18 protein-coding genes are annotated in these 22,208 nt (G+C 62.7%); 10 read left to right on the forward strand and 8 right to left on the reverse strand.

Annotated elements, in window-relative coordinates:
- The first annotated feature begins 95 nt into the window (after positions 1–95).
- A complete protein-coding gene (locus IF690_RS10565) occupies positions 96–329 on the forward strand; it encodes a hypothetical protein (RefSeq protein WP_009042980.1) in 234 nt (77 codons plus the stop codon).
- A 103-nt stretch (positions 330–432) separates the two neighbouring features.
- Here the strand turns inward: IF690_RS10565 and sulA are convergent, their stop codons facing one another.
- Together sulA and lexA are read right to left on the reverse strand one after the other, a co-directional pair.
- Positions 433–906, reverse strand: a complete 474-nt coding sequence (gene sulA / locus IF690_RS10570) for an SOS-induced cell division inhibitor SulA (RefSeq protein ID WP_202700007.1) — start codon at positions 904–906, stop codon at positions 433–435.
- A gap of 10 nt (positions 907–916) precedes the next feature.
- Positions 917–1,525 (reverse strand): transcriptional repressor LexA, encoded by a 609-nt coding sequence (lexA, locus tag IF690_RS10575; RefSeq protein WP_007921301.1) that lies wholly within the window; start codon positions 1,523–1,525, stop codon positions 917–919.
- 252 nt (positions 1,526–1,777) lie between these two features.
- Between lexA and IF690_RS10580 the strand changes: the two genes are divergently transcribed.
- From IF690_RS10580 to IF690_RS10590, 3 genes are all read left to right on the forward strand, one after another.
- The gene (locus tag IF690_RS10580; protein WP_202700008.1) at positions 1,778–2,485 is read left to right on the forward strand and encodes a TetR/AcrR family transcriptional regulator; all 708 of its coding nucleotides are present in this window, start codon (positions 1,778–1,780) and stop codon (positions 2,483–2,485) included.
- A gap of 204 nt (positions 2,486–2,689) precedes the next feature.
- Positions 2,690–3,688: a beta-N-acetylhexosaminidase gene (gene nagZ / locus IF690_RS10585; protein WP_202701376.1), complete on the forward strand. Its 999-nt coding sequence runs from the start codon at positions 2,690–2,692 to the stop codon at positions 3,686–3,688.
- A gap of 11 nt (positions 3,689–3,699) precedes the next feature.
- Complete coding sequence (locus IF690_RS10590; protein WP_202700009.1) at positions 3,700–4,443, forward strand: S-methyl-5'-thioinosine phosphorylase; 744 nt, start codon at positions 3,700–3,702, stop codon at positions 4,441–4,443.
- Positions 4,444–4,548: 105 nt separating this feature from the next.
- Here the strand turns inward: IF690_RS10590 and IF690_RS10595 are convergent, their stop codons facing one another.
- The 3 genes from IF690_RS10595 to mfd are packed head-to-tail and all read right to left on the reverse strand — an operon-like array spanning position 4,549 to position 11,277.
- A complete protein-coding gene (locus IF690_RS10595; protein ID WP_202700010.1) occupies positions 4,549–7,242 on the reverse strand; it encodes a DEAD/DEAH box helicase in 2,694 nt (897 codons plus the stop codon).
- 11 nt (positions 7,243–7,253) lie between these two features.
- On the reverse strand, positions 7,254–7,817 hold the full coding sequence (locus IF690_RS10600) for a CsiV family protein (RefSeq protein ID WP_202700011.1): 564 nt from the start codon (positions 7,815–7,817) through the stop codon (positions 7,254–7,256).
- Between the two features lie 10 nt (positions 7,818–7,827).
- On the reverse strand, positions 7,828–11,277 hold the full coding sequence (gene mfd / locus IF690_RS10605) for a transcription-repair coupling factor (RefSeq protein WP_202700012.1): 3,450 nt from the start codon (positions 11,275–11,277) through the stop codon (positions 7,828–7,830).
- A 350-nt stretch (positions 11,278–11,627) separates the two neighbouring features.
- On the opposite strand from mfd, the gene IF690_RS10610 reads away from it, so the two are divergent.
- Positions 11,628–13,091: a glyceraldehyde-3-phosphate dehydrogenase gene (locus tag IF690_RS10610; RefSeq protein WP_202700013.1), complete on the forward strand. Its 1,464-nt coding sequence runs from the start codon at positions 11,628–11,630 to the stop codon at positions 13,089–13,091.
- A 79-nt stretch (positions 13,092–13,170) separates the two neighbouring features.
- Here IF690_RS10610 and IF690_RS10615 read toward each other — a convergent pair whose 3' ends face one another.
- Complete coding sequence (locus tag IF690_RS10615) at positions 13,171–14,469, reverse strand: MFS transporter (RefSeq protein ID WP_202700014.1); 1,299 nt, start codon at positions 14,467–14,469, stop codon at positions 13,171–13,173.
- Between the two features lie 394 nt (positions 14,470–14,863).
- Here IF690_RS10615 and IF690_RS10620 point away from each other — a divergent pair, with 394 nt between their 5' ends.
- Complete coding sequence (locus tag IF690_RS10620) at positions 14,864–15,841, forward strand: FAD:protein FMN transferase (RefSeq protein WP_202700015.1); 978 nt, start codon at positions 14,864–14,866, stop codon at positions 15,839–15,841.
- A gap of 201 nt (positions 15,842–16,042) precedes the next feature.
- Positions 16,043–17,437 (forward strand): Si-specific NAD(P)(+) transhydrogenase, encoded by a 1,395-nt coding sequence (gene sthA, locus IF690_RS10625; protein ID WP_007926939.1) that lies wholly within the window; start codon positions 16,043–16,045, stop codon positions 17,435–17,437.
- Positions 17,438–17,479: 42 nt separating this feature from the next.
- Here sthA and IF690_RS10630 read toward each other — a convergent pair whose 3' ends face one another.
- Together IF690_RS10630 and IF690_RS10635 are read right to left on the reverse strand one after the other, a co-directional pair.
- Positions 17,480–18,202, reverse strand: coding sequence for a glycerophosphodiester phosphodiesterase (locus IF690_RS10630; protein WP_202700016.1), 723 nt, complete (start codon positions 18,200–18,202; stop codon positions 17,480–17,482).
- A 61-nt stretch (positions 18,203–18,263) separates the two neighbouring features.
- Complete coding sequence (locus tag IF690_RS10635) at positions 18,264–18,851, reverse strand: PilZ domain-containing protein (RefSeq protein ID WP_023968585.1); 588 nt, start codon at positions 18,849–18,851, stop codon at positions 18,264–18,266.
- 94 nt (positions 18,852–18,945) lie between these two features.
- Here IF690_RS10635 and IF690_RS10640 point away from each other — a divergent pair, with 94 nt between their 5' ends.
- The 3 genes from IF690_RS10640 (at position 18,946) to IF690_RS10650 (ending at position 22,196) form a co-directional block, all read left to right on the forward strand.
- A complete protein-coding gene (locus tag IF690_RS10640; protein ID WP_023968586.1) occupies positions 18,946–20,196 on the forward strand; it encodes a lipoprotein-releasing ABC transporter permease subunit in 1,251 nt (416 codons plus the stop codon).
- A 7-nt stretch (positions 20,197–20,203) separates the two neighbouring features.
- Positions 20,204–20,887, forward strand: coding sequence for a lipoprotein-releasing ABC transporter ATP-binding protein LolD (lolD, locus tag IF690_RS10645; protein ID WP_164485326.1), 684 nt, complete (start codon positions 20,204–20,206; stop codon positions 20,885–20,887).
- Between the two features lie 64 nt (positions 20,888–20,951).
- Entirely contained in the window at positions 20,952–22,196 is a 1,245-nt protein-coding gene (locus IF690_RS10650; RefSeq protein ID WP_202700017.1) for a lipoprotein-releasing ABC transporter permease subunit, read from the forward strand.
- Positions 22,197–22,208: the final 12 nt, after the last annotated feature.

The following is a 22,208-nucleotide window of genomic DNA, read 5'->3' on the forward strand; positions in this document are numbered from 1 at the left end:
TGTAATGCCAGGCCAATAAAGAAAACCGTTTGGGCCCGCGCGAGGTCGGGGTGATGACTGATATAATCCCGGCCTTTCGTGGAGAACAGACCTTTATGCCAACGTCCTTTCTAGAAATTGTCGAATTGCCAGACGGTCGTATCGAGCTGCGCAGGGCCGAGGACGAGGGTTCTCTGGTCACTCTGGACTTTTCAGAGGATGCCAAAGCCTTCTTGCAAGGCCAGCATGTCGAGGTGGCCAAGGCCATGTTGAGTGTGGGTGTGCAGATGGCGGGTCGCCTGGTTGAAGGCGAATTGGAGAAAGAAGAGGGGCCACGGATTCTTCACTGAGTCCGTTTGTCGGTTTTTTGCTGTCGTTCGTCGCCTCCTTTCGGCTTCTCAATCCTGGAGAAGCCTTGTGTCATTCAAGCGTGTCCATTGACGCTTCTTGCGGTCAGCCCAGGCGGATATTCAGGCTTTGTGCGTCGCCTGTGCGGGCTGCGCTGATGAGCTGTTGACGGGCGCTGCTGTTCAATGGGTTGAGCCAACTGACAACGGTGTGGCTACGTCCCAGGCGCAGAGCCTCGCAAGCCAGTTGTTGCGCGCTTTGGGCACCGCGCGGGTGCAGCAGCAGAATCCGTTCGCGGTTCAGGCCGGCGTCCCGCAGCCAGGCCTGGGTCAGGCTGGCCGGCGGGGCAATCAATGTCAGCCAGCGCGCGTCCTGGTCCTGGCTCAGTTCCCTGAGAATAGGCGCCAGCAGGCTCAGGCAGTTCCCGGCGGCACCGCGTAACGACAGTTCACTGAAGGCTTCCGGTTCGTTGCGCCAGGACGATTCGACTGCCTCTTTGAGGATAGGCGCCAGGGGTTGGGCCATGAACGCTTCGAACAGTGGCAGTTGTGCATGCTGTGGTGTGTGAGGGAACTGCATAGAGCCTCCTTTAGCGGCGAATGACGCCGACACTCAAGCCTTCGATCACCAGGTCCTGATCTTTCAGGTTGACTTCGATAGGGGCGAACTCAGGGTTTTCGGCAATCAGCCAGACTTTGCTGCCTTCGCGCTTGAAGCGTTTCACAGTGACTTCATCGCCAATGCGGGCGACGACGACCTGGCCATTGCGGGCCTCGCGAGTGGTATGCACGGCCAGCAGGTCGCCATCGAAGATGCCGATGTCCTTCATGCTCATGCCGTGAACCCGCAGCAGGTAGTCCGCGCGTGGATGGAAGAAGGCCGGATTGATGTTGCAGGACTCTTCGATGTGCTGTTCGGCGAGAATCGGTGCGCCGGCGGCAACCCGGCCAATGATGGGCAGGCTGGAGTCGTCGGGCTTGGCTTCGAATCCTGGGATGCGAATGCCGCGGGAGGCGCCTGGAGTCATTTCGATCGCACCCTTGCGGGCCAGCGCCTTGAGGTGTTCTTCGGCGGCGTTGGGCGACTTGAAACCCAGCTCCTGGGCGATTTCCGCACGGGTCGGCGGGTAGCCGTTGTCTTCGAGGCAACGTTTGATAAAAGCCAGAATCTCAGCTTGGCGTGGCGTCAGTTTTAGCATGTCGATCGCTCTGTCTTTTTATACAGTGACTGGAATTATATACAGTGAATGGCGCTTGGCAATCCTCCTTTTTCCAATCGCCGCTGGACGGTCGGGTTGCTGCTGCGCATGTCGGGTGTCGCGTGGCTGGCTACAGGACGCGGCAGGTATGGTTAAATAGCTGACTGATCGGCCGCAAAACGGATAGGCAGGCTTGACAAGGCTGGGGCTGAAACGTATGTTTCAAACAAGTGTTTGTCAGGCGGAGTAGCCATGGCCCAGTCGGAAACCGTTGAACGCATTCTCGATGCTGCCGAGCAGTTGTTCGCGGAAAAAGGTTTTGCCGAAACCTCATTGCGGCTGATCACCAGCAAGGCCGGGGTCAACCTGGCGGCGGTGAATTATCATTTCGGTTCCAAGAAGGCCTTGATCCAGGCGGTGTTCTCGCGCTTCCTCGGGCCATTCTGCATCAGCCTCGACCGTGAGCTGGAGCGGCGTTCGGCCAAGCCGGGCAGCAAGCCAAGCCTCGAAGAGCTGCTGGAAATCCTCGTCGAGCAGGCCCTGGTGGTCCAGCCTCGCAGTGGCAATGACCTGTCCATTTTCATGCGTCTTCTGGGCCTGGCCTTCAGCCAGAGCCAGGGGCACCTGCGACGTTACCTGGAAGACATGTACGGCAAGGTGTTCCGCCGCTACATGCTGCTGGTCAATGAAGCCGCGCCGCGCATCCCACCGATCGAACTGTTCTGGCGTGTGCACTTCATGTTGGGAGCGGCGGCGTTCAGCATGTCGGGGATCAAGGCGTTGCGTGCGATTGCCGAGACCGACTTCGGGGTCAACACCTCGATCGAACAGGTGATGCGCCTGATGGTGCCGTTCCTCGCGGCCGGCATGCGTGCCGAAACCGGGGTCACCGACGATGCCATGGCCACGGCGCAGCTCAAGCCGCGCAGCAAATCGACTCCGGCGGTCGCCAAGGCCTGACCGTCCGGGTGGGCGCGGCAGCTTACATCCGCTAAGCTAGCCGCCCATGTCGACTCTCGTTTCCTACCTCTCTTCACACCTTTCGCCGATCCTCGCTTGCCGGGCTTTGCCGCCGGCAATGGACTCGTGCGTCTGCGCCACGCCTGCACCCTTTGCGATGCCGTGCGCGCACTTCGTTACTAAGGAATTGCTATGACCACAGGCCTGCAAGGCTCCTTGATGGTGGATGTCGCCGGTACCTGGCTGACGGCTGAAGATCGCCAACTCCTGCGCCAGCCCGAAGTGGGAGGGTTGATTATCTTTGCCCGCAATATCGAGCATCCGCGGCAGGTACGTGAGCTGAGCGCGGCCATTCGGGCGATTCGCCCTGACCTGCTGCTGGCGGTGGACCAGGAGGGCGGCCGCGTGCAGCGCCTGCGCCAGGGCTTCGTGCGGCTGCCGGCCATGCGTGCCATCGCCGACAACCCGAATGCCGAGTACCTGGCCGAGCAGTGTGGCTGGATCATGGCCACCGAAGTGCTGGCCGTCGGCCTGGACCTGAGCTTTGCGCCGGTGCTGGACCTCGATCATCAGCGCAGCGCCGTGGTGGGTACCCGTTCCTTCGAGGGCGACCCCGAGCGCGCCGCGTTGCTGGCGGGCGCCTTTATCCGTGGCATGAACAGCGCCGGCATGGCGGCCACGGGCAAGCATTTTCCTGGTCATGGCTGGGCCGAGGCGGACTCCCACGTGGCGATCCCCAATGACGAGCGCAGCCTCGACGAGATTCGCGCCAAGGACCTGGTGCCTTTCGCGCGCCTGAGCAAGCAATTGGCGGCGGTGATGCCGGCCCACGTCATCTACCCTCAGGTCGATGCCCAGCCGGCCGGGTTCTCCCGCCGTTGGCTGCAAGAGATCCTGCGCGGTGAATTGCAGTTCGACGGTGTCATTTTCAGTGACGACTTGTCGATGGCCGGTGCGCACGTGGTGGGCGATGCGGCGAGCCGGATCGAAGCGGCGCTGTCGGCCGGTTGCGACATGGGTCTGGTATGTAACGACCGGGCAGCGGCCGAGCTGGCCTTGAGCGCGGCCCAGCGACTGAAGGTGAAGCCATCGGCGCGTATCGCGCGGATGCGTGGCCAGGCGTTCGCCTGCACCGACTATCGTCAGGATCCGCGCTGGCTGGCGGCGCTCGGGGCACTCAAGGATGCTCAACTGATCGATTAAGGGCCTTTGCGATGACGGTTTACGCGATTATCGGCGGCACCGGCCTGACCCGGCTCGAAGGCTTGAGCATTCGCCAATCCTTGCCCCTGGACACCCCTTATGGCGCTCCGTCGGCGGATATCCAGCTGGGTGAATACGCCGGGCGCGAGGTGTTGTTTCTGGCGCGCCATGGCCACCCCCATCGCTTCCCGCCGCATCAGGTGAACTATCGGGCCAATCTCTGGGCGTTGAAGCAGGCGGGGGCCGAGGCGATTCTGGCGGTCAACGCGGTGGGTGGCATTCATCCGGCGATGGGCTCCGGGCATTTCTGCGTGCCGCATCAACTGATCGATTACACCAGCGGTCGTGAGCACACCTATTTTGCCGACGACCTGGAGCAGGTCACCCACATCGACTTCAGCTATCCCTACAGCGAGTCGCTGCGCCAGCAATTGATCGCCGCGCTGGAGGCCGAAGGCTGTGAATTCAGCAGCCAGGGTGTGTACGCCTGCACCCAGGGCCCGCGCCTGGAAACCGTGGCGGAGATCGCCCGCCTGGAGCGTGACGGCTGCGATATCGTCGGCATGACCGGTATGCCGGAAGCGGCGCTGGCTCGTGAGCTGGAGCTGGATTATGCCTGCCTGGCGCTGGTGGTGAACCCGGCGGCGGGCAAGTCCGCTGCGGTGATTAGCATGGCCGAGATCGAGCAGGCATTGCAGGACGGCATGGGCAAGGTGAAGTCGACGCTGGCGCGGGTCCTCGCGGCAAACCTGTAGCCGCTGCCGAAGGCTGCGATCGAGCGCGTAGCGCCCGCAAAACCTCAGTCCGCGGTATTTACGTCTGCTGCGCAGCCGATCGCAGGCTGCGCCAGCGGCTACAGATCAGCGTCCGCCTTTCTTGTCGGGCAGCGGGGCGAAGAGGGCTTCGATGTCTTCGCTCTGCAGCTTCCAGTCCCCGGCCTTGCGCCCATCCAGCACGCCAGCCGCCAGGTCGGACTTCTCCTGCTGCAGGTGCTGGATTTTCTCTTCCACTGTGCCGCGGGCAATCAACTTGTAGACGAATACCGGCTTCTCCTGGCCAATCCGATAGGCGCGGTCGGTGGCCTGGTTTTCCGTGGCCGGGTTCCACCAGGGGTCGTAGTGGATCACGGTATCGGCTTCGGTCAGGTTGAGGCCGACGCCGCCGGCTTTCAGGCTGATCAGGAAGATCTGCAGCTTGCCGCTCTGGAAGTCCCTGACCGGCGTGCGGCGGTCGCGGGTCTGCCCGGTCAGCAGGGCGTAGGCGACGTTGCGCCGTTTCAGCTCGGCCTCGATCAGGCCCAGCATCGAGGTGAATTGCGAAAACAGCAGGATGCGCCGCCCCTCGTCGAACAACTCCTCGAGCATCTCCATCAGGCTGTCGAGCTTGCCGGAGGAGCTGCCCCGCGTCGGCACCGCATCTTCGTTGACCAGGCGCAGGTCGCAACACACCTGGCGCAGTTTCAGCAGCGCCTCGAGAATGATGATCTGGCTGCGGGCCACGCCCTTGCGGGTGATCTCGTCGCGGACTTTCTTGTCCATGGCCAGGCGCATGGTTTCGTACACATCGCGCTGGGCTTCATTGAGCTCCACCCAATGGATGATCTCGGTCTTGGGCGGCAGTTCGGTGGCCACCTGTTCCTTGGTGCGGCGCAACAGGAAGGGCTTGATCCGTCCGTTGAGGTGCTGCAGGCGCACTTCGCTGGCGTGTCTCTCGATCGGTACGCGGTAGTCGCGATTGAAGCGCTTCACGTCCCCCAGCCAGCCGGGCAGCAGGAAGTGGAACAGCGACCACAGCTCGCCCAGGTGATTCTCCAGCGGCGTGCCGCTCAGGCACAGGCGCTGCCGGGCGTTGAGCGCGCGCGCGGCCTGGGCCGCCTTGCTCGACGGATTCTTGATGTATTGCGCTTCATCGAGCACCAGGACGTGCAGGGGCAGGGCGGCGAGTTGCTCGACATCCTTGGGCAGCAGCGCGTAGGTGGTCAGGATCAGGTCGTAGTCGGTCAGCCGGGCGAAGTGCTTCTTGCGGCCGGCGCCATACAGGGCCAGGACCTTGAGCTGCGGCGTGAAGTGCGCCGCCTCGTCGAGCCAGTTGGGGATCAGGCTAGTGGGCATCACCACCATGCAGGGCCGGTCCAGGCGTCCGGCGTTCTTTTCGCTGAGCACGTGGGCCAGGGTCTGCAGGGTTTTACCCAGTCCCATGTCGTCGGCCAGGATGCCACCGACTTCCAGCTGGCGCAGGGACTGCATCCAGCTCAGGCCTTCGAGCTGATAAGGGCGCAGGGTGGCGTTCAGGCCTTCCGGCGCGGGGGCCGAGTAATCCTTGATGTCTCGCAGCCGTTGGGCGAAGGAGCGGATATGTTCGCCGCCCTCCCAGAGCAAGGGCAGGTCTTCCAGCGAATTGAGGCGGGTCGCGTCGGCACTGCTCAGGCGCAGTGTGGTTTCGCCGGGCTCCTGCAGATAGAACTCGCCCAGGGTGGCCAGCACCGGCTTCAGCCGGCCGTAGGGCAGCGCCACCTGTAGGGGGCCGTTGGGCGAGTTGGGACGCGCGGGAATGTTTACCAGGATCAGCTCGTCGTCCCGGCGTTTGGCCAGGCGTTCCGGGTTGAGGATCTCGGTATGGGAGCGCATCAGGTTGAGCAGGATCGGCAGCAGGCTCAGGCGTTCGCCGTTGACGATGATGCCCAGTTCCAGGTCGAACCAGTCGCGTCCCGGCGCCTCGTCCACCGTGGCGTACCAGTCGTCCACGGCAGTCAGGTCGAAGCCGAAATCATCGTCGATCTGCAGCTCCCAGCCCTGGGTGCGCAGCTTGGGCAATTCGTTGAGGGTGAAGGTCAGCCAGGCACTGTCGTTGACCATTTCATACAGCTCGCCGGCGCTTTCCGGCAGGGCCTTGCTCTGCCGGGTGGCGATCTTGAAACCCAAGGCCCGCAACTGTTCGCGATAGCGTTGTTCGACTTCCGGCTGGCGCTTGATGCGCAGGGTCTGGTGTTTCTGGCGAATTACCACGTCGGCGTTTTTCTGCCCGCTGACGTATTCCTCCAGGTAGCTGAACGACAGCGCGGCACGGTGCTGGATGTAGCGCTGCATCTTGCCGTTGCGCGGTTCGAAGGCGCTGAACTCGATGCTGGCCAGCCATAGCCGGGGTACCGGTTGCACATTGTCCACGATCTGTTGCGGCAGCGGGGCGGGGCTGCGGTTCTCCAGCACGGCCTGGAGCTTTTCCAGCAGCTCGGCGTCTTTCGCCGCCGCCGGGTAGGCCAGGGTTTCCTCGATTTTCAGCAGCACCGCGGCGATGTGTTTGCAATTGCCGCGCACCGGGCAGGTGCAGGAGGCTTCGACCAGCAGCAAGGTGTTCTTGGCCGACTCGCGCAGGCTGATGGTCTGTCGATAGACGTTGCCCCCCGAGCCTTCGCAACTGGCGGTGATGACGCTGTCGCCGGCCTGGACGATCCTGACGCGGTTCTCCAGGGCGTAGCGCCGGCCACGCTCCAGGGCTTGCTCCTTGAATCGGCTGACCCAGGAAGGTGCCAGGGGTTTGGTCAGGGGCGGGGGCATAGGGACTTCTGTCAGTCCACGATTTCAGGAGGCGTCTCGCGCGGCGCGGGGGCCGACAGCGAGGTGATCTTGATCAGCAGGGCCAGGTGACCGTTGTCGAGATAGTTGAGTTGGCCGTTCTTAGTATGGCTTTCCTGCTTCAGGCGTTCGCTGGCGGTCACCAGGCCGTTGCTGTCGATCTGGTTGACCCAGAACTGCGCATCCACATCGGTGAAGCGCCCGAGCTTGAGGGTCAGGGTGCCCTCGATCGGAAACTGGCCGAATTGTTCCTGGCCTTCGCTGACGGCGATTTTCACCGGGTTTTCGTCCAGCGCCTGCTGCCAGGCCTTGTGCATCAGCACGCTGTAGTCGCCGCTGGCGGTGAGTTTCTCGACCACGCCGCCCAGCGCCGGGGTGCGCTGGCTGTCGGCGCCCAGGCGTTGGGCGCCGGCGGCCCAGTCTTCGGGGGCGGCGCGGCTGACGATGGCGGGAACCGCATTCTGTCGGACCAGAATCATTTCGACCTGATACATGTCGGCAAATGCCGAGGGGGCGACCAGGGTCAGGAGCAAGGTCAGTGAGCGAAACAGGCGCATGGGGCGTCCTTCAAGCAGTTTTCGGGGTGAGGCGCTCGAACAGCGCCTCCAATGTGTTGAAGCGTTCTTCCGGGCGTTCCATCGGCACCATGAATTTGAACAGCGTGGCGCCTTCAAATTTGTAGCGATTGGGTTGGCCCTGGATGAGTTTGATCAGCGCCAGCGGATCCACCGGAGTATCGGCGGCGAACTCGAGACGACCGCCCTGCGGGCCGCCGTCGACCTTCTTGATGCCCAGCTGCTCGGCCTGCAGTTTCAGCAGGGTCAGGCGTACCAGGTTCTTGGTCGGTTCCGGCAACAGGCCGAAGCGGTCGATCATCTCCACTTGCAGGTCTTTCAGGCCGTCCTCGTCGGTAGCCGAGGCGATGCGCTTGTAGAGGATCAGTCGCGCGTGCACATCCGGCAGGTAGTCTTCGGGAATCAGCGCCGGCAGGCGCAGGTTGATTTCCGGACCGCCACCCAGCGGCTGGTCGAGGTTTGGCTGCTCGCCCTTGCGGATGGCTTTCACCGCGCGCTCGAGCATCTCCATATAAAGGGTGAAGCCCACCGCCTGGATCTGGCCGCTTTGGCCGTCCCCCAGCAGTTCGCCGGCGCCGCGGATTTCCAGGTCGTTGGTGGCGAGCACGAAGCCAGCCCCGAGATCCTGGGTATTGGCGATCGCCTCCAGGCGCTTTTCCGCGTCCGGGGTGATCTGCTGGCGCGGTGGTGTCAGCAGGTAGGCGTAGGCCTGGTGGTGGCTGCGACCGACCCGGCCGCGCAACTGGTGCAGCTGGGCCAGGCCGAACTTGTCGGCGCGCTCGATGATGATGGTGTTGGCGCTCGGCACGTCGATACCGGTCTCGATGATGGTCGAGGCGATCAGCACGTTGAAGCGCTTGTGGTAGAAGTCGCTCATCACCTGTTCGAGTTCGCGTTCGCGCATCTGTCCGTGGCCGATGCCGATGCGCGCTTCCGGCACCAGTTCGGCGAGGTCGGCGGCGCATTTCTCGATGGTCTTCACATCGTTGTGCAGGTAGTAGACCTGGCCGCCACGCAACAGCTCGCGCAGCAGCGCCTCTTTGACCGTGCTCTTGTTCTGCTCCATGACGAAGGTGCGCACCGACAGGCGTCGGGCCGGCGGCGTGGCGATGATCGACAGGTCGCGCATGCCCGACACCGCCATATTCAGCGTGCGCGGAATCGGCGTGGCAGTCAGGGTCAGGATATCGACCTCGCTGCGCAGGGCCTTGAGCTGTTCCTTCTGGCGCACACCGAAGCGGTGTTCTTCGTCGATGATCACCAGCCCGAGGTTCTTGATCTTCACATCGTCCTGCAGCAGCTTGTGGGTGCCGATGACGATGTCGATCTTGCCTTCGGCCAGGTCGGCCACCGCGGCATTCACTTCCTTGGCGGACTTGAAGCGGCTCATCACTTCCACGGTCACCGGCCAGTCGGCGAAGCGGTCGCGGAAACTGTTGTAGTGCTGCTGGGCGAGCAGGGTGGTGGGGACCAGGATCGCCACTTGCTTGCCGCCGTGCACGGCGATGAAGGCGGCGCGCATCGCCACTTCGGTCTTGCCGAAGCCGACGTCGCCGCAGACCAGGCGATCCATCGGCTTGGCCGCGAGCATGTCCTCGCGCACCGCTTCGATGGTGGTTTGCTGGTCAGGGGTTTCTTCGAACGGGAAGCCGGCGCTGAAGGTGGCGTAGTCGGCTTTCGGGTCGGCGAAGGCATAACCTTCGCGGGCGGCGCGGCGAGCGTAGATATCCAGCAGCTCGGCGGCGACATCGCGCACCTGTTCGGCGGCCTTGCGCTTGGCTTTCTGCCAGGTTTCCGAACCCAGGCGGTGCAACGGTGCCAGGGCGTCGTCGCTACCGGTGTAGCGGGCGATCAGGTGCAGGTTGGCCACTGGCACATAAAGCTTGGCGCCCTCGGCGTATTCGAGGGTGAGGAATTCGGCGGCCTGGTTGTCGATTTCCAGGGTGGCCAGGCCCAGGTAGCGACCCACGCCATGATCGATATGCACCACCGGCGCGCCTTCGCGCAGCTCGGTGAGGTTCTTGATCACCGCATCGTTGTTGGCGTCGGCGCGCTTCTCCCGGCGTCGGCGCTGCATCACGCGCTGGCCGAACAGCGGGCTTTCGGCCACCAGCGCCAGGGCCGGATCGTCCAGCAGCAAGCCTTCGTCCAGCGGCGCGATGGTGATCGCCAGGCGATCCTTGCCCGCGACGAAGTCCGGCCAGCTGTCGACGGTCTTCGGCCGCAGCTTCAGGCGCTCCAGCAACTCCAGCAACACCTCACGGCGCCCGGCGGATTCGGCGGTGAACAGTATGCGTCCGGAGAATTCGTCGAGGAAGGTCGCCAGGGCCGCCAGTGGCTGATTGGCCTTGGCTTCGATGGCGAGGTTGGGCAGGGTCTGCGCCGGGAAGCGCTCGCGGCCGCCACCGGCCTCGATGTCCTGTTGGCTGGCGACTACCCGCGGCCAGCTTTTCAGGCGGGCGAAGCAGTCTTCCACCGGCAGGAACAGCTCCGCGGGCGGCAATAAAGGACGGGACGGATCGACGCGGCGTTCTTCGTAACGGTTGCGCACGTCGTTCCAGAAGTTCTCGGCCGCCTGTTCGATGCCCGGCAGGGAGAACACCTGGGTGTCCTGGGGCAGGTAGTCGAACAGGGTCGAAGTGTCTTCGAAGAACAGTGGCAGGTAATACTCGATGCCGGCCGGGGTGATCCCGCTGCTCAGGTCCTGGAAGATCGGGCAGCGGCGGAAGTCGACGTCGAAGCGCTCGCGGAAACGGGCCTTGAAGCGGGTGACGGCCTCTTTCTGCAGCGGGAATTCCTTCGCCGGCAGCAAGCGCACCGAATCGACCTTGTCGATGGAACGCTGGTTTTCCGGATCGAAGGTGCGCAGGGTCTCGATTTCATCATCGAACAGGTCGATGCGATAAGGCAGCTTGCTGCCCATCGGGAACAGGTCGATCAAGGCGCCGCGCACCGCGAACTCGCCGTGCTCGTACACCGTATCGACACAGCGATAGCCGCTGGCTTCCAGGCGGGTACGCATCTGTTCGACATCCAGCTTCTGGCCGATGTCCAGCACCAGGCTGCTGCCGAGCAGGAACTTGGTCGGCGCCAGGCGATGCAAGGCCGTGGTGATCGGCACCACCAGCACACCGTGTTCCAGCTCCGGCAGCCGGTACAGGCTGGCGATCCGTTGGGAGATGATGTCCTGGTGCGGCGAGAACAGGTCGTAGGGCAGGGTTTCCCAGTCCGGGAAATGCAGCACGGGCAAATCCGGGGCGAAGAAACTCAGCTCCTGCTCCAGCCGTTCGGCACTTTGGCTGTCGGCGGTCAGCAGCAGGGTGAAGCGCTTGGCGGCGCTGGCGGCCTCGGCAATGGCCAGGCTGAGAGCGGCACCGGGCAGATTGCCCCAGTGCTGTTTGCCGGCGGCGGCAGGGAGTTGCGGTAGACGCAGAACGGGCACGGAAGGTTGAGCTCCAGCGTTGCGACAAAGTCGGTAATTGTAGCGGTCCGGCATACCGGCTGTCAGTTGCTGATGTGTCTATTACGCGGTTGCGGAAAATGTAGTGGTTATGACAAAAAAACGCGTTTTTTGGCAGGAAATGTAGTGCCGAATTGGGGCGGTGTTACGGAGGGTTACAGACAACGCTGGGTTGCCGCGTAAAATGAGGCCTTTCTGAAACCCGCGTATTTACTGGGCTGGAGCGGGGCGTGTTTTTTTCGGATGGAGTTTTGTTACGTTCTGCGCGACAGGCGCGCATTGCTACGCAGGGGACTCGGCTGCATAATGTAGCCCCTTTTTTCAGCCCCTACATGTGGAAGGTTCCCGTGACTCAGAAGCCCGACCAGTGTCTTGGTGAATGGATCGACCGTGAAGCGCTCGCAGAAGCGATGATTCCGCTTATCGGTCAGCTCTACCGCAATAACAATGTGGTGAGTTCGATCTATGGCCGCAGCCTGATCAACCAGTCTGTCATCGCGATTCTCAAAGCTCACCGCTTTGCTCGCCATCGCTCTTGCGACGATAGCGAACTCTCCGTCCACGAAACATTCCCACTGCTCAAGGCCATGAGCGAGCTCAAGCTCGGCGCGGCTTCGGTGGACCTGGGCAAGTTGGCATTCAAATTCCGTAGCGAAGGCAATGGCCGCACCGCCGAGCAATTCGTTCGCGAAGAGCTGGCTGACGTGGTTGGCCAGCAAAACGCGTCGCCCCGTAAAGGCACCGACGTGGTCCTGTACGGCTTCGGTCGTATCGGCCGTCTGCTGGCGCGCATCCTGATCGAGAAAACCGGTGGCGGCGACGGCCTGCGCCTGCGTGCCATTGTGGTGCGCAAAGGCGCCGAGAACGACCTGACCAAACGCGCCAGCCTGCTGCGTCGCGACTCGGTACACGGTTCGTTCAACGGCACCATCACCATCGACGAAACCAACAACACCATCACCGCCAACGGCAACCTGATCCAGGTTATCTACGCGAAGAACCCGACCGAGGTGGACTACACCCAGTACGGCATCAAAGACGCGCTGCTGGTGGACAACACTGGCGTATGGCGCGACGCCGATGGCCTGGGCCAGCACCTGGCTTGCCCGGGTATCGACCGCGTCGTCCTGACCGCGCCTGGCAAAGGCAAGCTGAAGAACATCGTTCACGGTATCAACCACGCTGACATCACCGCTGACGACAAGATCGTTTCCGCTGCGTCCTGCACCACCAACGCCATCGTGCCGGTGCTCAAGGCCGTGAACGACAAGTTCGGCATCGTCAACGGTCACGTCGAAACCGTTCACTCGTACACCAACGACCAGAACCTGATCGACAACTTCCACAAGGGCAATCGTCGTGGCCGTAGCGCCGCGCTGAACATGGTGATCACCGAGACCGGTGCTGCTACCGCTGCTGCCAAGGCCCTGCCTGAGCTGGCCGGCAAGCTGACCGGCAACGCGATCCGCGTTCCGACGCCAAACGTGTCGATGGCCATTCTCAACCTGAACCTTGAGAAAGCCGCTACCCGTGAAGAGATGAACGAGTACCTGCGCTACATGGCGCTGCACTCCGATCTGCACAAGCAGATCGACTTCGTCAATTCCCAGGAAGTGGTTTCCACCGACTTCGTCGGTTCGCGCCACGCCGGTGTGGTGGACGCTGAAGCGACCATCACCCAGGATAACCGCGTTGTTCTGTACGTCTGGTACGACAACGAATTCGGTTACAGCTGCCAGGTGGTTCGCGTGATGGAAGACATGGCTGGTGTGAACCCGCCTGCGTTCCCGCGCTAAGTCTTAGTAGCCGCACATGAAAACGCCCCGACTTGTCGGGGCGTTTTTGTTTGTGGCGTCTGCTCGCGATAGCGTCCCGTCAGGCGCCATCGGCTATCGCCGCCTGTGCGCTGCGCAGTTCGTGGCGATTGCCGCGGAACAGCACCAGGGTCGCGATCAGGCCCAGCACCGCCGCGCCGCTGAGCCAGATACCCGGCGCCGCCTTGTTGTCCAGCACATGGATCAGGTAGGTGCAGGCTGCCGGCGTGAAGCCGCCAAAGGTGGCGGTCGCCAGGCTGTAGGCCAGGGAGAAACCGGTGGTGCGTACTTCCACCGGCATGATCTCGGTGAGGGCCACCACCATGGCGCCGTTGTAAGAGCCATAGAGGAAGGACAACCACAACTCGACGATCAGCAGGTGGCTGAAACTCGGGTTGGCCACCAGCCAGGACAATGCCGGGTACGCCGTCAGGATCGCCAGGACGGTCGCCGCCAGCAGCAGCGGCTTGCGTCCGACCTTGTCCGAGACGGCGCCCATCACCGGCAACCAGAAGAAGTTCGACAGGCCGATACACACGGTGACCAGCAAGGCGTCCAGGTCCGACAGCTGCAGCTCGGCCTTGCCGAAGGTCGGGGTGTAGGCAGTGATCAGGTAGAAGGACACGGTGGTCATCACCACCAGTGCCATGCCGGCTAGGACGATGCCGAAATTCTGGCCGATGGAGCGGATGATTTCCTGCAGGGTAGGGCGGTGTTTGCGTGCCTGGAATTCCGGGGTTTCTTCCAGCGAGCGGCGGATCATGAAGATTGCCGGCACTATCATGCAGCCCACCAGGAACGGCACGCGCCAGCCCCAGTCGCCCATTTGCTCCGGGCTCAGCCAGTGGTTCAGGCCCATGCCCAGCAAGCCGGCGAATACCACGGCGGCCTGTTGGCTTGCCGATTGCCAGCTGACGAAGAAGCCCTTGCGGCCCGGGGTGGAGATTTCCGCCAGGTAAACCGAGACCCCTCCCAGCTCCACCCCGGCAGAGAACCCTTGCAGCAAGCGGCCGAGCAGCACCAGCAATGGCGCAGCGACGCCGAGGGTGGCATAACCCGGGACGCAGGCGATCAGCACGGTGCCCGCGGCCATGAGCAGCAGGGTGATGATCAGGCCCCGGCGGCGGCCATGACGGTCGATATAGGCGCCGAGAAAGATCGCGCCCAGCGGGCGCATCAGGAAGCCGGCGCCGAAGGTCGCCAGCGATAGCATCAATGACGCGAAAGCACTGTCGGCAGGGAAGAAGGTCTTGGCAATGGCCGTGGCGTAGAAGCCGTAGACCATGAAGTCGAACATCTCCAGAAAGTTGCCGCTGACAACGCGAAAGATCGCCTTGCCTTTGCCCGTGGTCGTGGACATTTTATTCACTCACTTTGGCTATTTTGTTAGCGATCCCTGGTCGTTACCCGTCCTGGTTGCACGGTCTGGGGCGGCTAAGCCGCAGGCCAGACAGTTTGTAACAATATGTGTATGAGTCTGCCGAGGCAACAAAAACTCTTAGCTTGCTTGCTAAGTAGGTGGCAGGCGAAGGCTTGAAATTTATCGCGAGCACGCTCGCTCCTAAAGGCTTACCCATCCCTTGTAGGAGCGAGCTTGCTCGCGATGGCGTTAGTCCGGCTGCATCAAACCTGGGGCCGTTGCCGCATAATGGCCCGCCCTGGTCGGACGAAGCCGAGAGGGAAATCGAGTGTCGGGAGGCGAAGTCTTGCTGGGTGGATCTTGGGTGCGAGGGTGGGTTCCTGTCGTTTTGGTCGTGGCCCTGGCCGGATGTGATCGGGGCGACTCGCTGGAAAGCTTCGGTGGCCCGACCATGGGCAGCACCTACTCGATCAAGTACGTGAGGCGGGCAGGCCTGGCCGCGCCGAGTGAGGTGCAGGCCCAGGTCGAGCAGATACTCGCGCAGGTCGACCGACAGATGTCGACCTATCGCAGCGACTCGGACATCGAACGCTTCAACGATCTGCCGGCCAATAGCTGCCAGGCGATGACGGCGGCGGTCCTGCGGTTGATCGAGGTCGGCCAGCAGTTATCGCGGGACAGCCAGGGCTCCTTCGATCTGACGGTCGAGCCGTTGCTCAATCTCTGGGGCTTCGGCCCGCAGGGGCGCGGGGAGGCGGTGCCCAGTGATGAGGCATTGGCGCAGGCGCGGCAGCGGGTCGGCTATACCCATCTGCGTATCGAGGGCGACCAGCTGTGCAAGGACGCCGCGGTCGAGGTGGATTTCAACAGCATCGCCGCCGGTCATGCGGTGGACCGGATTGCCGCCAGGCTCGCGGAAATGGGCATCGACAGTTACCTGGTCGAAGCCACTGGCGAACTCAAGGCGGCCGGCAGGAAACCCGACGGTTCGGCGTGGCGCATTGCCCTGGAGGAGCCGCGGAACGATCGACAGGTCGCCGAGCGGGTCATAGCCGTCGATGGGTATGGGGTTTCGACTTCCGGCGACTACCGCAATTATTTCCAGCGCGATGGGCAGCGTTATTCCCACACCTTCGACGCCCGCACCGGCAAGCCTGTCGAACATGGGATGGCCTCGGTCACGGTGATCCATCCCGCGGCCGTGATGGCCGATGGGTTATCGACCCTGTTGCTGATCCTCGGCCCCGAGCGCGGCTGGGATTACGCGGAAAAACACGATATCGCCGCATTTTTTGTGATTCGTGCCGATACAGGCTTCGTCACACGCAGCAACCGCGCGTTTGATCGCCTGTTTGCCGGACAAAAGCATTAATCTTGCGCAGTGCCGCGGCGCGATGTCGCAGGCAAAAGTAGCCGGCGACGCGACCAAGGGTTAATGTGCGCGGCGTTGACGCTTCTATAGACTGTGCCCGGGTTCGTAACCGAGCCAAATTGATCCTTCATGCCGCTGGCCGCGACATGATTTAGCCGCAGGTGCCGCATCGGGTGCCGCGGCCTGTTCTGAGGAGTACGCATGGCTGTCTACAACTACGACGTAGTGGTGCTGGGTTCTGGCCCCGCTGGAGAAGGTGCGGCAATGAACGCCGCGAAAGCAGGGCGCAAGGTAGCGATGGTCGATAGCCGTCGCCAGGTCGGCGGTAACTGCACCCACCTGGGCACCATCCCGTCCAAGGCCTTGCGTCACTCGGTCCGGCAGATCATGCAGTTCAACACCAACCCGATGTTCCGGGCTATTGGCGAGCCGCGCTGGTTCTCGTTTCCCGATGTACTGAAAAGCGCCGAGAAGGTCATCTCCAAGCAGGTTGCCTCGCGCACCGGCTATTACGCCCGTAACCGGGTCGACGTGTTCTTCGGCACCGGCAGCTTCGCCGACGAGCAGACCATCGAAGTGGTCTGCGCCAACGGTGTGGTCGAGAAGCTGGTGGCCAAGCACATCATCATCGCCACCGGCTCGCGTCCGTATCGCCCGGCCGATATCGATTTCCACCACCCGCGCATCTACGATAGCGACACCATCCTCAGCCTTGGCCATACGCCGCGCAAACTCATCGTTTATGGCGCTGGTGTGATCGGTTGTGAATATGCCTCGATCTTCAGTGGCCTGGGGGTGCTGGTCGAGTTGGTGGACAACCGCGGCCAGTTGCTGAGCTTCCTGGATTCCGAGATCTCCCAGGCGCTGAGCTACCACTTCAGCAACAACAACATCACCGTGCGCCACAACGAGGAATACGACCGCGTCGAAGGCCTCGACAATGGCGTGATCCTGCACCTCAAGTCGGGCAAGAAGATCAAGGCCGACGCCTTGCTCTGGTGCAATGGCCGGACCGGCAACACCGACCGGCTGGGCATGGAAAACATCGGGGTCAAGGTCAACAGCCGTGGCCAGATCGAGGTGGACGAGAACTACCGTACCTGCGTGCCGAACATCTACGGTGCCGGTGACGTGATCGGCTGGCCGAGCCTGGCCAGTGCCGCCCATGACCAGGGGCGTTCGGCCGCCGGCAGCATTGTCGACAACGGCAGCTGGCGCTTCGTCAACGATGTACCGACCGGGATCTACACGATTCCGGAGATCAGTTCGATCGGCAAGAACGAGCAGGAACTGACCCAGGCCAAGGTGCCGTACGAAGTGGGCAAGGCCTTCTTCAAGAGCATGGCCCGCGCGCAGATCGCCGGTGAGCCGCAAGGCATGCTGAAGATCCTGTTCCACCGCGAAACCCTGGAAGTCCTGGGCGTGCACTGCTTCGGTTACCAGGCTTCGGAGATCGTGCACATCGGCCAGGCGATCATGAACCAGCCGGGCGAGCTCAATACCCTGAAGTACTTCGTCAACACTACGTTCAACTACCCGACCATGGCCGAAGCCTATCGGGTCGCAGCTTACGACGGCCTCAACCGGCTTTTTTGAGCGACTCCGGCCGGTGGCCTGAGCCGGCCGGGGAGACCGATTTCAGTAACTCTCGAGCGTGGCGCTGGCCAAACCGGGAAAGTCTGTAATCAGGCTGTCTACGCCGAAGTCGGCGAGCCTGCGCATCAGCGCAGGCTCGTTGACTGTCCACACCGATACATGCAAACCCTGGCGCTGCGCCCGTTGCAGCCGCTCCGGGGTGCAGAGTGTCCAGTTCAACGCCAGAATCTTGCAGCCATAGCTTTGCGCGACCTTCAACGGGTCGAGCCAGGCGTATTCGGCAACCAGTCCGCGCGACAGGTCCGGGGTCAATTCGACAGCCGCCTTGAGCACTTCCCGTGAACTGGAGGTGACGGTGACCTTGTCCAGCAGGCCGAAACGCTGCGCCATTTCGCGAATTGCCAACACCGTGGTGGCGGCACGGGTGCGCGAGGCGCTCTTGACCTCCAGCTGCCAGTGCTCGAAGTCGCACTTTTCGAACAGCTCTTCCAGGCGCGGGATCGGGCAGGGCGTGACCCAGCCCGGGCCACCCTTGCGGGCGTCGTAGGTCACCAGCTCTTCGGCGCTGTGCTCGACCACCTTGCCGCGGCGGTCGGTGGTGCGCTTGAGAGTCGGGTCGTGGATCACCATCAGCTCGCCGTCCATGGACAGGTGCAGGTCTAGTTCGCAACGGCGCACGCCATGCTTGAGGCACTGCTGGAAGCTGGTCAGGGTGTTTTCCGGTGCTTCGCCTTTAGCGCCGCGGTGGCCATAAATCAGGGTCACGATTGCTCCTTCACGGAAATTTTTCCATTAGATGGTCGGTGCTGCGCGCTGGGGTCACAGGTCAATCGGCGGCCGGGTCGTTCTGCTCTCGGGCCTGGCGACGTTCCTGGGCCTGGCGCTGCAGGATATAGCGCGCCAGCAGCTGGCGTTGGGCGTCGGTCAATGATTCGAACTCGGTACCGATTTCGAACGTGCCGAAACTGCGGGTTTCGCAGTGGGTGACCTTGGCCCGCAGCAACAGGCCCAAGGCCTGGGGCATCAGCAGCAGCTTGACCGCCAGGTGGGTGCCGGCCGGGTAGGACAGGTGATGTTCGAACTCGATGCCGCCTTCGGAGAGAATCACCCGCTGCGGCTCGCCGAACTTGCCGAGCACGGTCTGCGCCACCACCTGGCTGAGCAGGTCGATGCGCTTGTTCATGGTCTTGAGGTAGTTGGCCAGGGTCCGGTCGCGCTCGCTGACCTGGCGCAGCAGGTGCTGCGATTCGAATTCGCTCAGATGCAGCTCGCTGAGCAGGTTGAACAGCGGCGACGCATCCTGCAACACTTCCTTGCTCGCCGCTTCGTGGGCGGACAAGGGGCTAATTTCCAGTGCGATCGTGTCCTCGATACGGTAGTATTCGCGGCGATCTTCTTCATCTAATGTCGACATGGCGAACCCATGGTAGCGGCGGTGGTCTGAGTGTAAAGCTGCTTACCAGGACCCGCCACAAGGACGTCTTCTTTTCCTCCGAACAAGCCCCGACATGTTCAGACCTCTCTTCGTATTTATTGGCACGCGTTATACCCGTGCAAAGCGTCGCAATCATTTCGTGTCATTCATTTCCCTGACCTCGATGATCGGACTCGCCCTGGGCGTGGTCGTGATGATCGTCGTGCTGTCGGTGATGAATGGCTTCGACCATGAGATGCGCACCCGCGTGCTGGGCATGGTGCCCCACGCGACCATCGAGTCCGGTGAGCCGATCAGCGACTGGCAAGGCCTGGCCGACAAGGTCAAGCAGAACCCCAAGGTGCTGGCGGTTGCGCCATTCACCCAGATGCAGGGGTTGCTGACCAATAACGGCCAGGTGCAGAAGGTCCTGCTCAACGCCATCGATCCGGCCAAGGAACGCCAGGTTTCGATCATCGATAACTTCATGAAGCAGGGCAGGCTGGACGACCTGGCGCCCGGCAGCTTCGGCATCGTGATCGGCGACAAGGCGGCGACCAAGCTGGGAGTTGGCCTGGGCGACAAGCTGACCTTCGTCGCGCCCGAGGTCACGGTGACCCCGGCCGGGATGTTCCCGCGCATGAAGCGTTTTACCGTGGTCGGCATCTTTCATGTCGGCGCCGGCGAGCTGGACGGCTACCTGGGCCTGACCAACCTCGACGACCTGGGCCGCCTGCACCGCTGGAAGCCGGATCAGGTCCAGGGCCTGCGCCTGAAGTTCGACGACCTGTTCCAGGCGCCACGCACCGCCTGGGAAATTGCCGAGCATTTGGGCGAGAACCAGTACTACGCCCGTGACTGGACCCGTACCCACGGCAACCTGTACCAGGCCATCCGCATGGAAAAAGCCATGATCGGCCTGCTGTTGCTGCTGATCGTCGCCGTGGCCGCCTTCAACATCATTTCCACCCTGGTGATGGTGGTGAACGACAAGAAGGGCGATATCGCGATCCTGCGCACCCTGGGCGCGACGCCGGCCAGCATCATGGCGACCTTCATGGTCCAGGGCACGGTGATCGGTGTGATCGGTACCTTGATCGGCGCCGTGGTCGGGATGTTCGCGGCGTTGAACGTCAGCGCGGCGATCTCGGCCCTCGAAGGCCTGATCGGGCACAAATTCCTCAATGCCGACGTGTACTTCATCGACTACCTGCCATCGCAACTGATGGCCGAAGACGTGTTGATGGTCTGCGGTGCGGCACTGGTCCTGAGTTTCCTCGCCACCCTGTATCCAGCCTGGCGTGCCGCGCGCACCCAGCCTGCGGAGGCGCTACGTTATGAGTGAGTTGGGCATGAGTGAAAAAGCAATTCTGAGCTGTCGCGACCTGGGCAAGTCCTACGAGGAAGGTCCGGAGTCGGTGGTGGTGTTGTCCGGCCTGCAACTGGAGTTGCACCCGGGCGAGCGCGTGGCGATCGTCGGCACCTCCGGCTCGGGCAAAAGTACCTTGCTCAACCTGCTGGGCGGCCTCGACACGCCAACCAAGGGCAGCGTCTGGCTCGACGGTGAAGAGCTTTCGGCGCTCAGCGAGAAGGGGCGCGGCCTGCTGCGCAACCGCTCCCTCGGTTTCGTCTACCAGTTCCACCACTTGCTGCCGGAATTCACCGCCCTGGAAAACGTCTGCATGCCGCTGCTGATCGGCAAGACCGCGATCCCGGAGGCCCGCCAGCGGGCCACGGCCTTGCTGGAGCGGGTAGGGCTGGCCCATCGCCTGGAGCACAAGCCGGCCGAGCTGTCCGGTGGCGAACGCCAGCGTGTGGCCATCGCTCGCGCCCTGGTCAACAAGCCAGGGCTGGTGATGCTCGACGAGCCGACCGGCAACCTCGATTCCCACACCGCGCAAGGCATCCAGGACTTGATGCTGGAACTCAGCACCTCGATGCGTACCGCGTTCCTGGTGGTGACCCACGACATGAACCTGGCTCGCCAGATGGATCGCGTCCTGCACCTGCAGGAAGGTTTCCTGACGCCCATCTGATTGGCTGCAACCCGGCGCCTGAAGCAGGCGCCGGGTCTTTAATTTCCATACGGTGCCCCAGCGAATGTTCAGACCGTTATCGATCTTTATCGGCACGCGCTATACCCGCGCCAAGCGCCGCAATCGCTTTGTTTCCTTCATCTCCATGACCTCGATGATCGGCCTCGCCCTGGGCGTGCTGGCGATGATCGTGGTGTTGTCGGTGATGAACGGTTTCCAGCGCGAAATGAGCTCGCGCATCCTCGGCATGGTGCCCCATGCCACCATCGTCGGCGTCAAGCCGATCGACGACTGGCAGCCGGTGGCCGCCGCGGCGATGAAAAATCCCGAGGTGACCGCCGCAGTGCCATTCACCGAGATGGAAGGCATGCTCTCCTACAAGGGCTCGATGCAGCCGATCCAGATCAGCGGCATCGACCCAGCCCAGGAAGGCAAGGTCTCCATCGTTGCCCAGCACATCGTGCAGGGCCGTCTGGATGCCCTGAAACCGGGCGAGTTCGGGGTCGTGATCGGGGAGATCACGGCACGGCGCTTCCGCCTGAATGTCGGCGACAAGCTGACCCTGATCGTGCCGGAAATCAGTTCCGCGCCGGGCGGCATCACCCCGCGCATGCAACGCTTGAATGTGGTCGGGGTGTTCAAGGTCGGGGCCGAGCTCGACGGCTCCATGGGCCTGATCCATGTGGCCGATGCTGCCGAGATGCAGCACTGGCAGCCGAACCAGGTGCAGAGCGTGCGCCTGGCGGTCAAGGACTTGTACGCTGCGCCCAAGGTTTCCAGCGCTATCGCGGCCAGCCTGGGCGCTGGCTACAAGGCCGATGACTGGACCCACACCCAGGGCAGCCTGTTCAGCGCGATGAAGATGGAAAAGACCATGATCGGTCTATTGCTGCTGATGATCGTGGCCGTGGCCGCGTTCAACATCATCGCCACGCTGATCATGGTGGTGAACGACAAGGGCGCGGATATCGCGATCCTGCGCACCATCGGCGCCACGCCACGGCAGATCATGGCGATCTTCATGGTCCAGGGGACGGTGATCGGTATCGTCGGCACCTTGATCGGTGGCGTGCTGGGAGTGATCGCGGCGTTGAACGTCAGTGCGCTGGTGGGGTGGCTGGAGCGGGTCAGCGGCCAGCACATCTTCAGTTCCGACGTGTACTTCGTCAGTAACCTGCCTTCCGAGCTGCAGGGCGGCGACGTGGCCCTGATCTGCACCGCGGGTTTTGTCCTGAGCTTCCTGGCGACCCTGTATCCAGCCTGGCGCGCGGCGAAGGTCGAGCCGGCGACGGCGTTGCGTTACTCCTGAGGCCCAGGATCG

The organism is Pseudomonas sp. SK3(2021), assembly GCF_016772375.1.
GTDB classification, from domain to species: Bacteria; Pseudomonadota; Gammaproteobacteria; order Pseudomonadales; family Pseudomonadaceae; genus Aquipseudomonas; species Aquipseudomonas chlororaphis_I.

Bases quoted from the DNA above. Each gene is read 5' to 3' on its own strand.
- IF690_RS10565 (WP_009042980.1), top strand. From the start codon at position 96: ATGCCAACGTCCTTTCTAGAAATTGTCGAATTGCCAGACGGTCGTATC.
- sulA (WP_202700007.1), bottom strand. From the start codon at position 906: ATGCAGTTCCCTCACACACCACAGCATGCACAACTGCCACTGTTCGAA.
- lexA (WP_007921301.1), bottom strand. From the start codon at position 1,525: ATGCTAAAACTGACGCCACGCCAAGCTGAGATTCTGGCTTTTATCAAA.
- IF690_RS10580 (WP_202700008.1), top strand. From the start codon at position 1,778: ATGGCCCAGTCGGAAACCGTTGAACGCATTCTCGATGCTGCCGAGCAG.
- IF690_RS10590 (WP_202700009.1), top strand. From the start codon at position 3,700: ATGACGGTTTACGCGATTATCGGCGGCACCGGCCTGACCCGGCTCGAA.
- IF690_RS10595 (WP_202700010.1), bottom strand. From the start codon at position 7,242: ATGCCCCCGCCCCTGACCAAACCCCTGGCACCTTCCTGGGTCAGCCGA.
- IF690_RS10600 (WP_202700011.1), bottom strand. From the start codon at position 7,817: ATGCGCCTGTTTCGCTCACTGACCTTGCTCCTGACCCTGGTCGCCCCC.
- IF690_RS10610 (WP_202700013.1), top strand. From the start codon at position 11,628: ATGTGGAAGGTTCCCGTGACTCAGAAGCCCGACCAGTGTCTTGGTGAA.
- IF690_RS10615 (WP_202700014.1), bottom strand. From the start codon at position 14,469: ATGTCCACGACCACGGGCAAAGGCAAGGCGATCTTTCGCGTTGTCAGC.
- sthA (WP_007926939.1), top strand. From the start codon at position 16,043: ATGGCTGTCTACAACTACGACGTAGTGGTGCTGGGTTCTGGCCCCGCT.
- IF690_RS10635 (WP_023968585.1), bottom strand. From the start codon at position 18,851: ATGTCGACATTAGATGAAGAAGATCGCCGCGAATACTACCGTATCGAG.
- IF690_RS10640 (WP_023968586.1), top strand. From the start codon at position 18,946: ATGTTCAGACCTCTCTTCGTATTTATTGGCACGCGTTATACCCGTGCA.
- lolD (WP_164485326.1), top strand. From the start codon at position 20,204: ATGAGTGAAAAAGCAATTCTGAGCTGTCGCGACCTGGGCAAGTCCTAC.
- IF690_RS10650 (WP_202700017.1), top strand. From the start codon at position 20,952: ATGTTCAGACCGTTATCGATCTTTATCGGCACGCGCTATACCCGCGCC.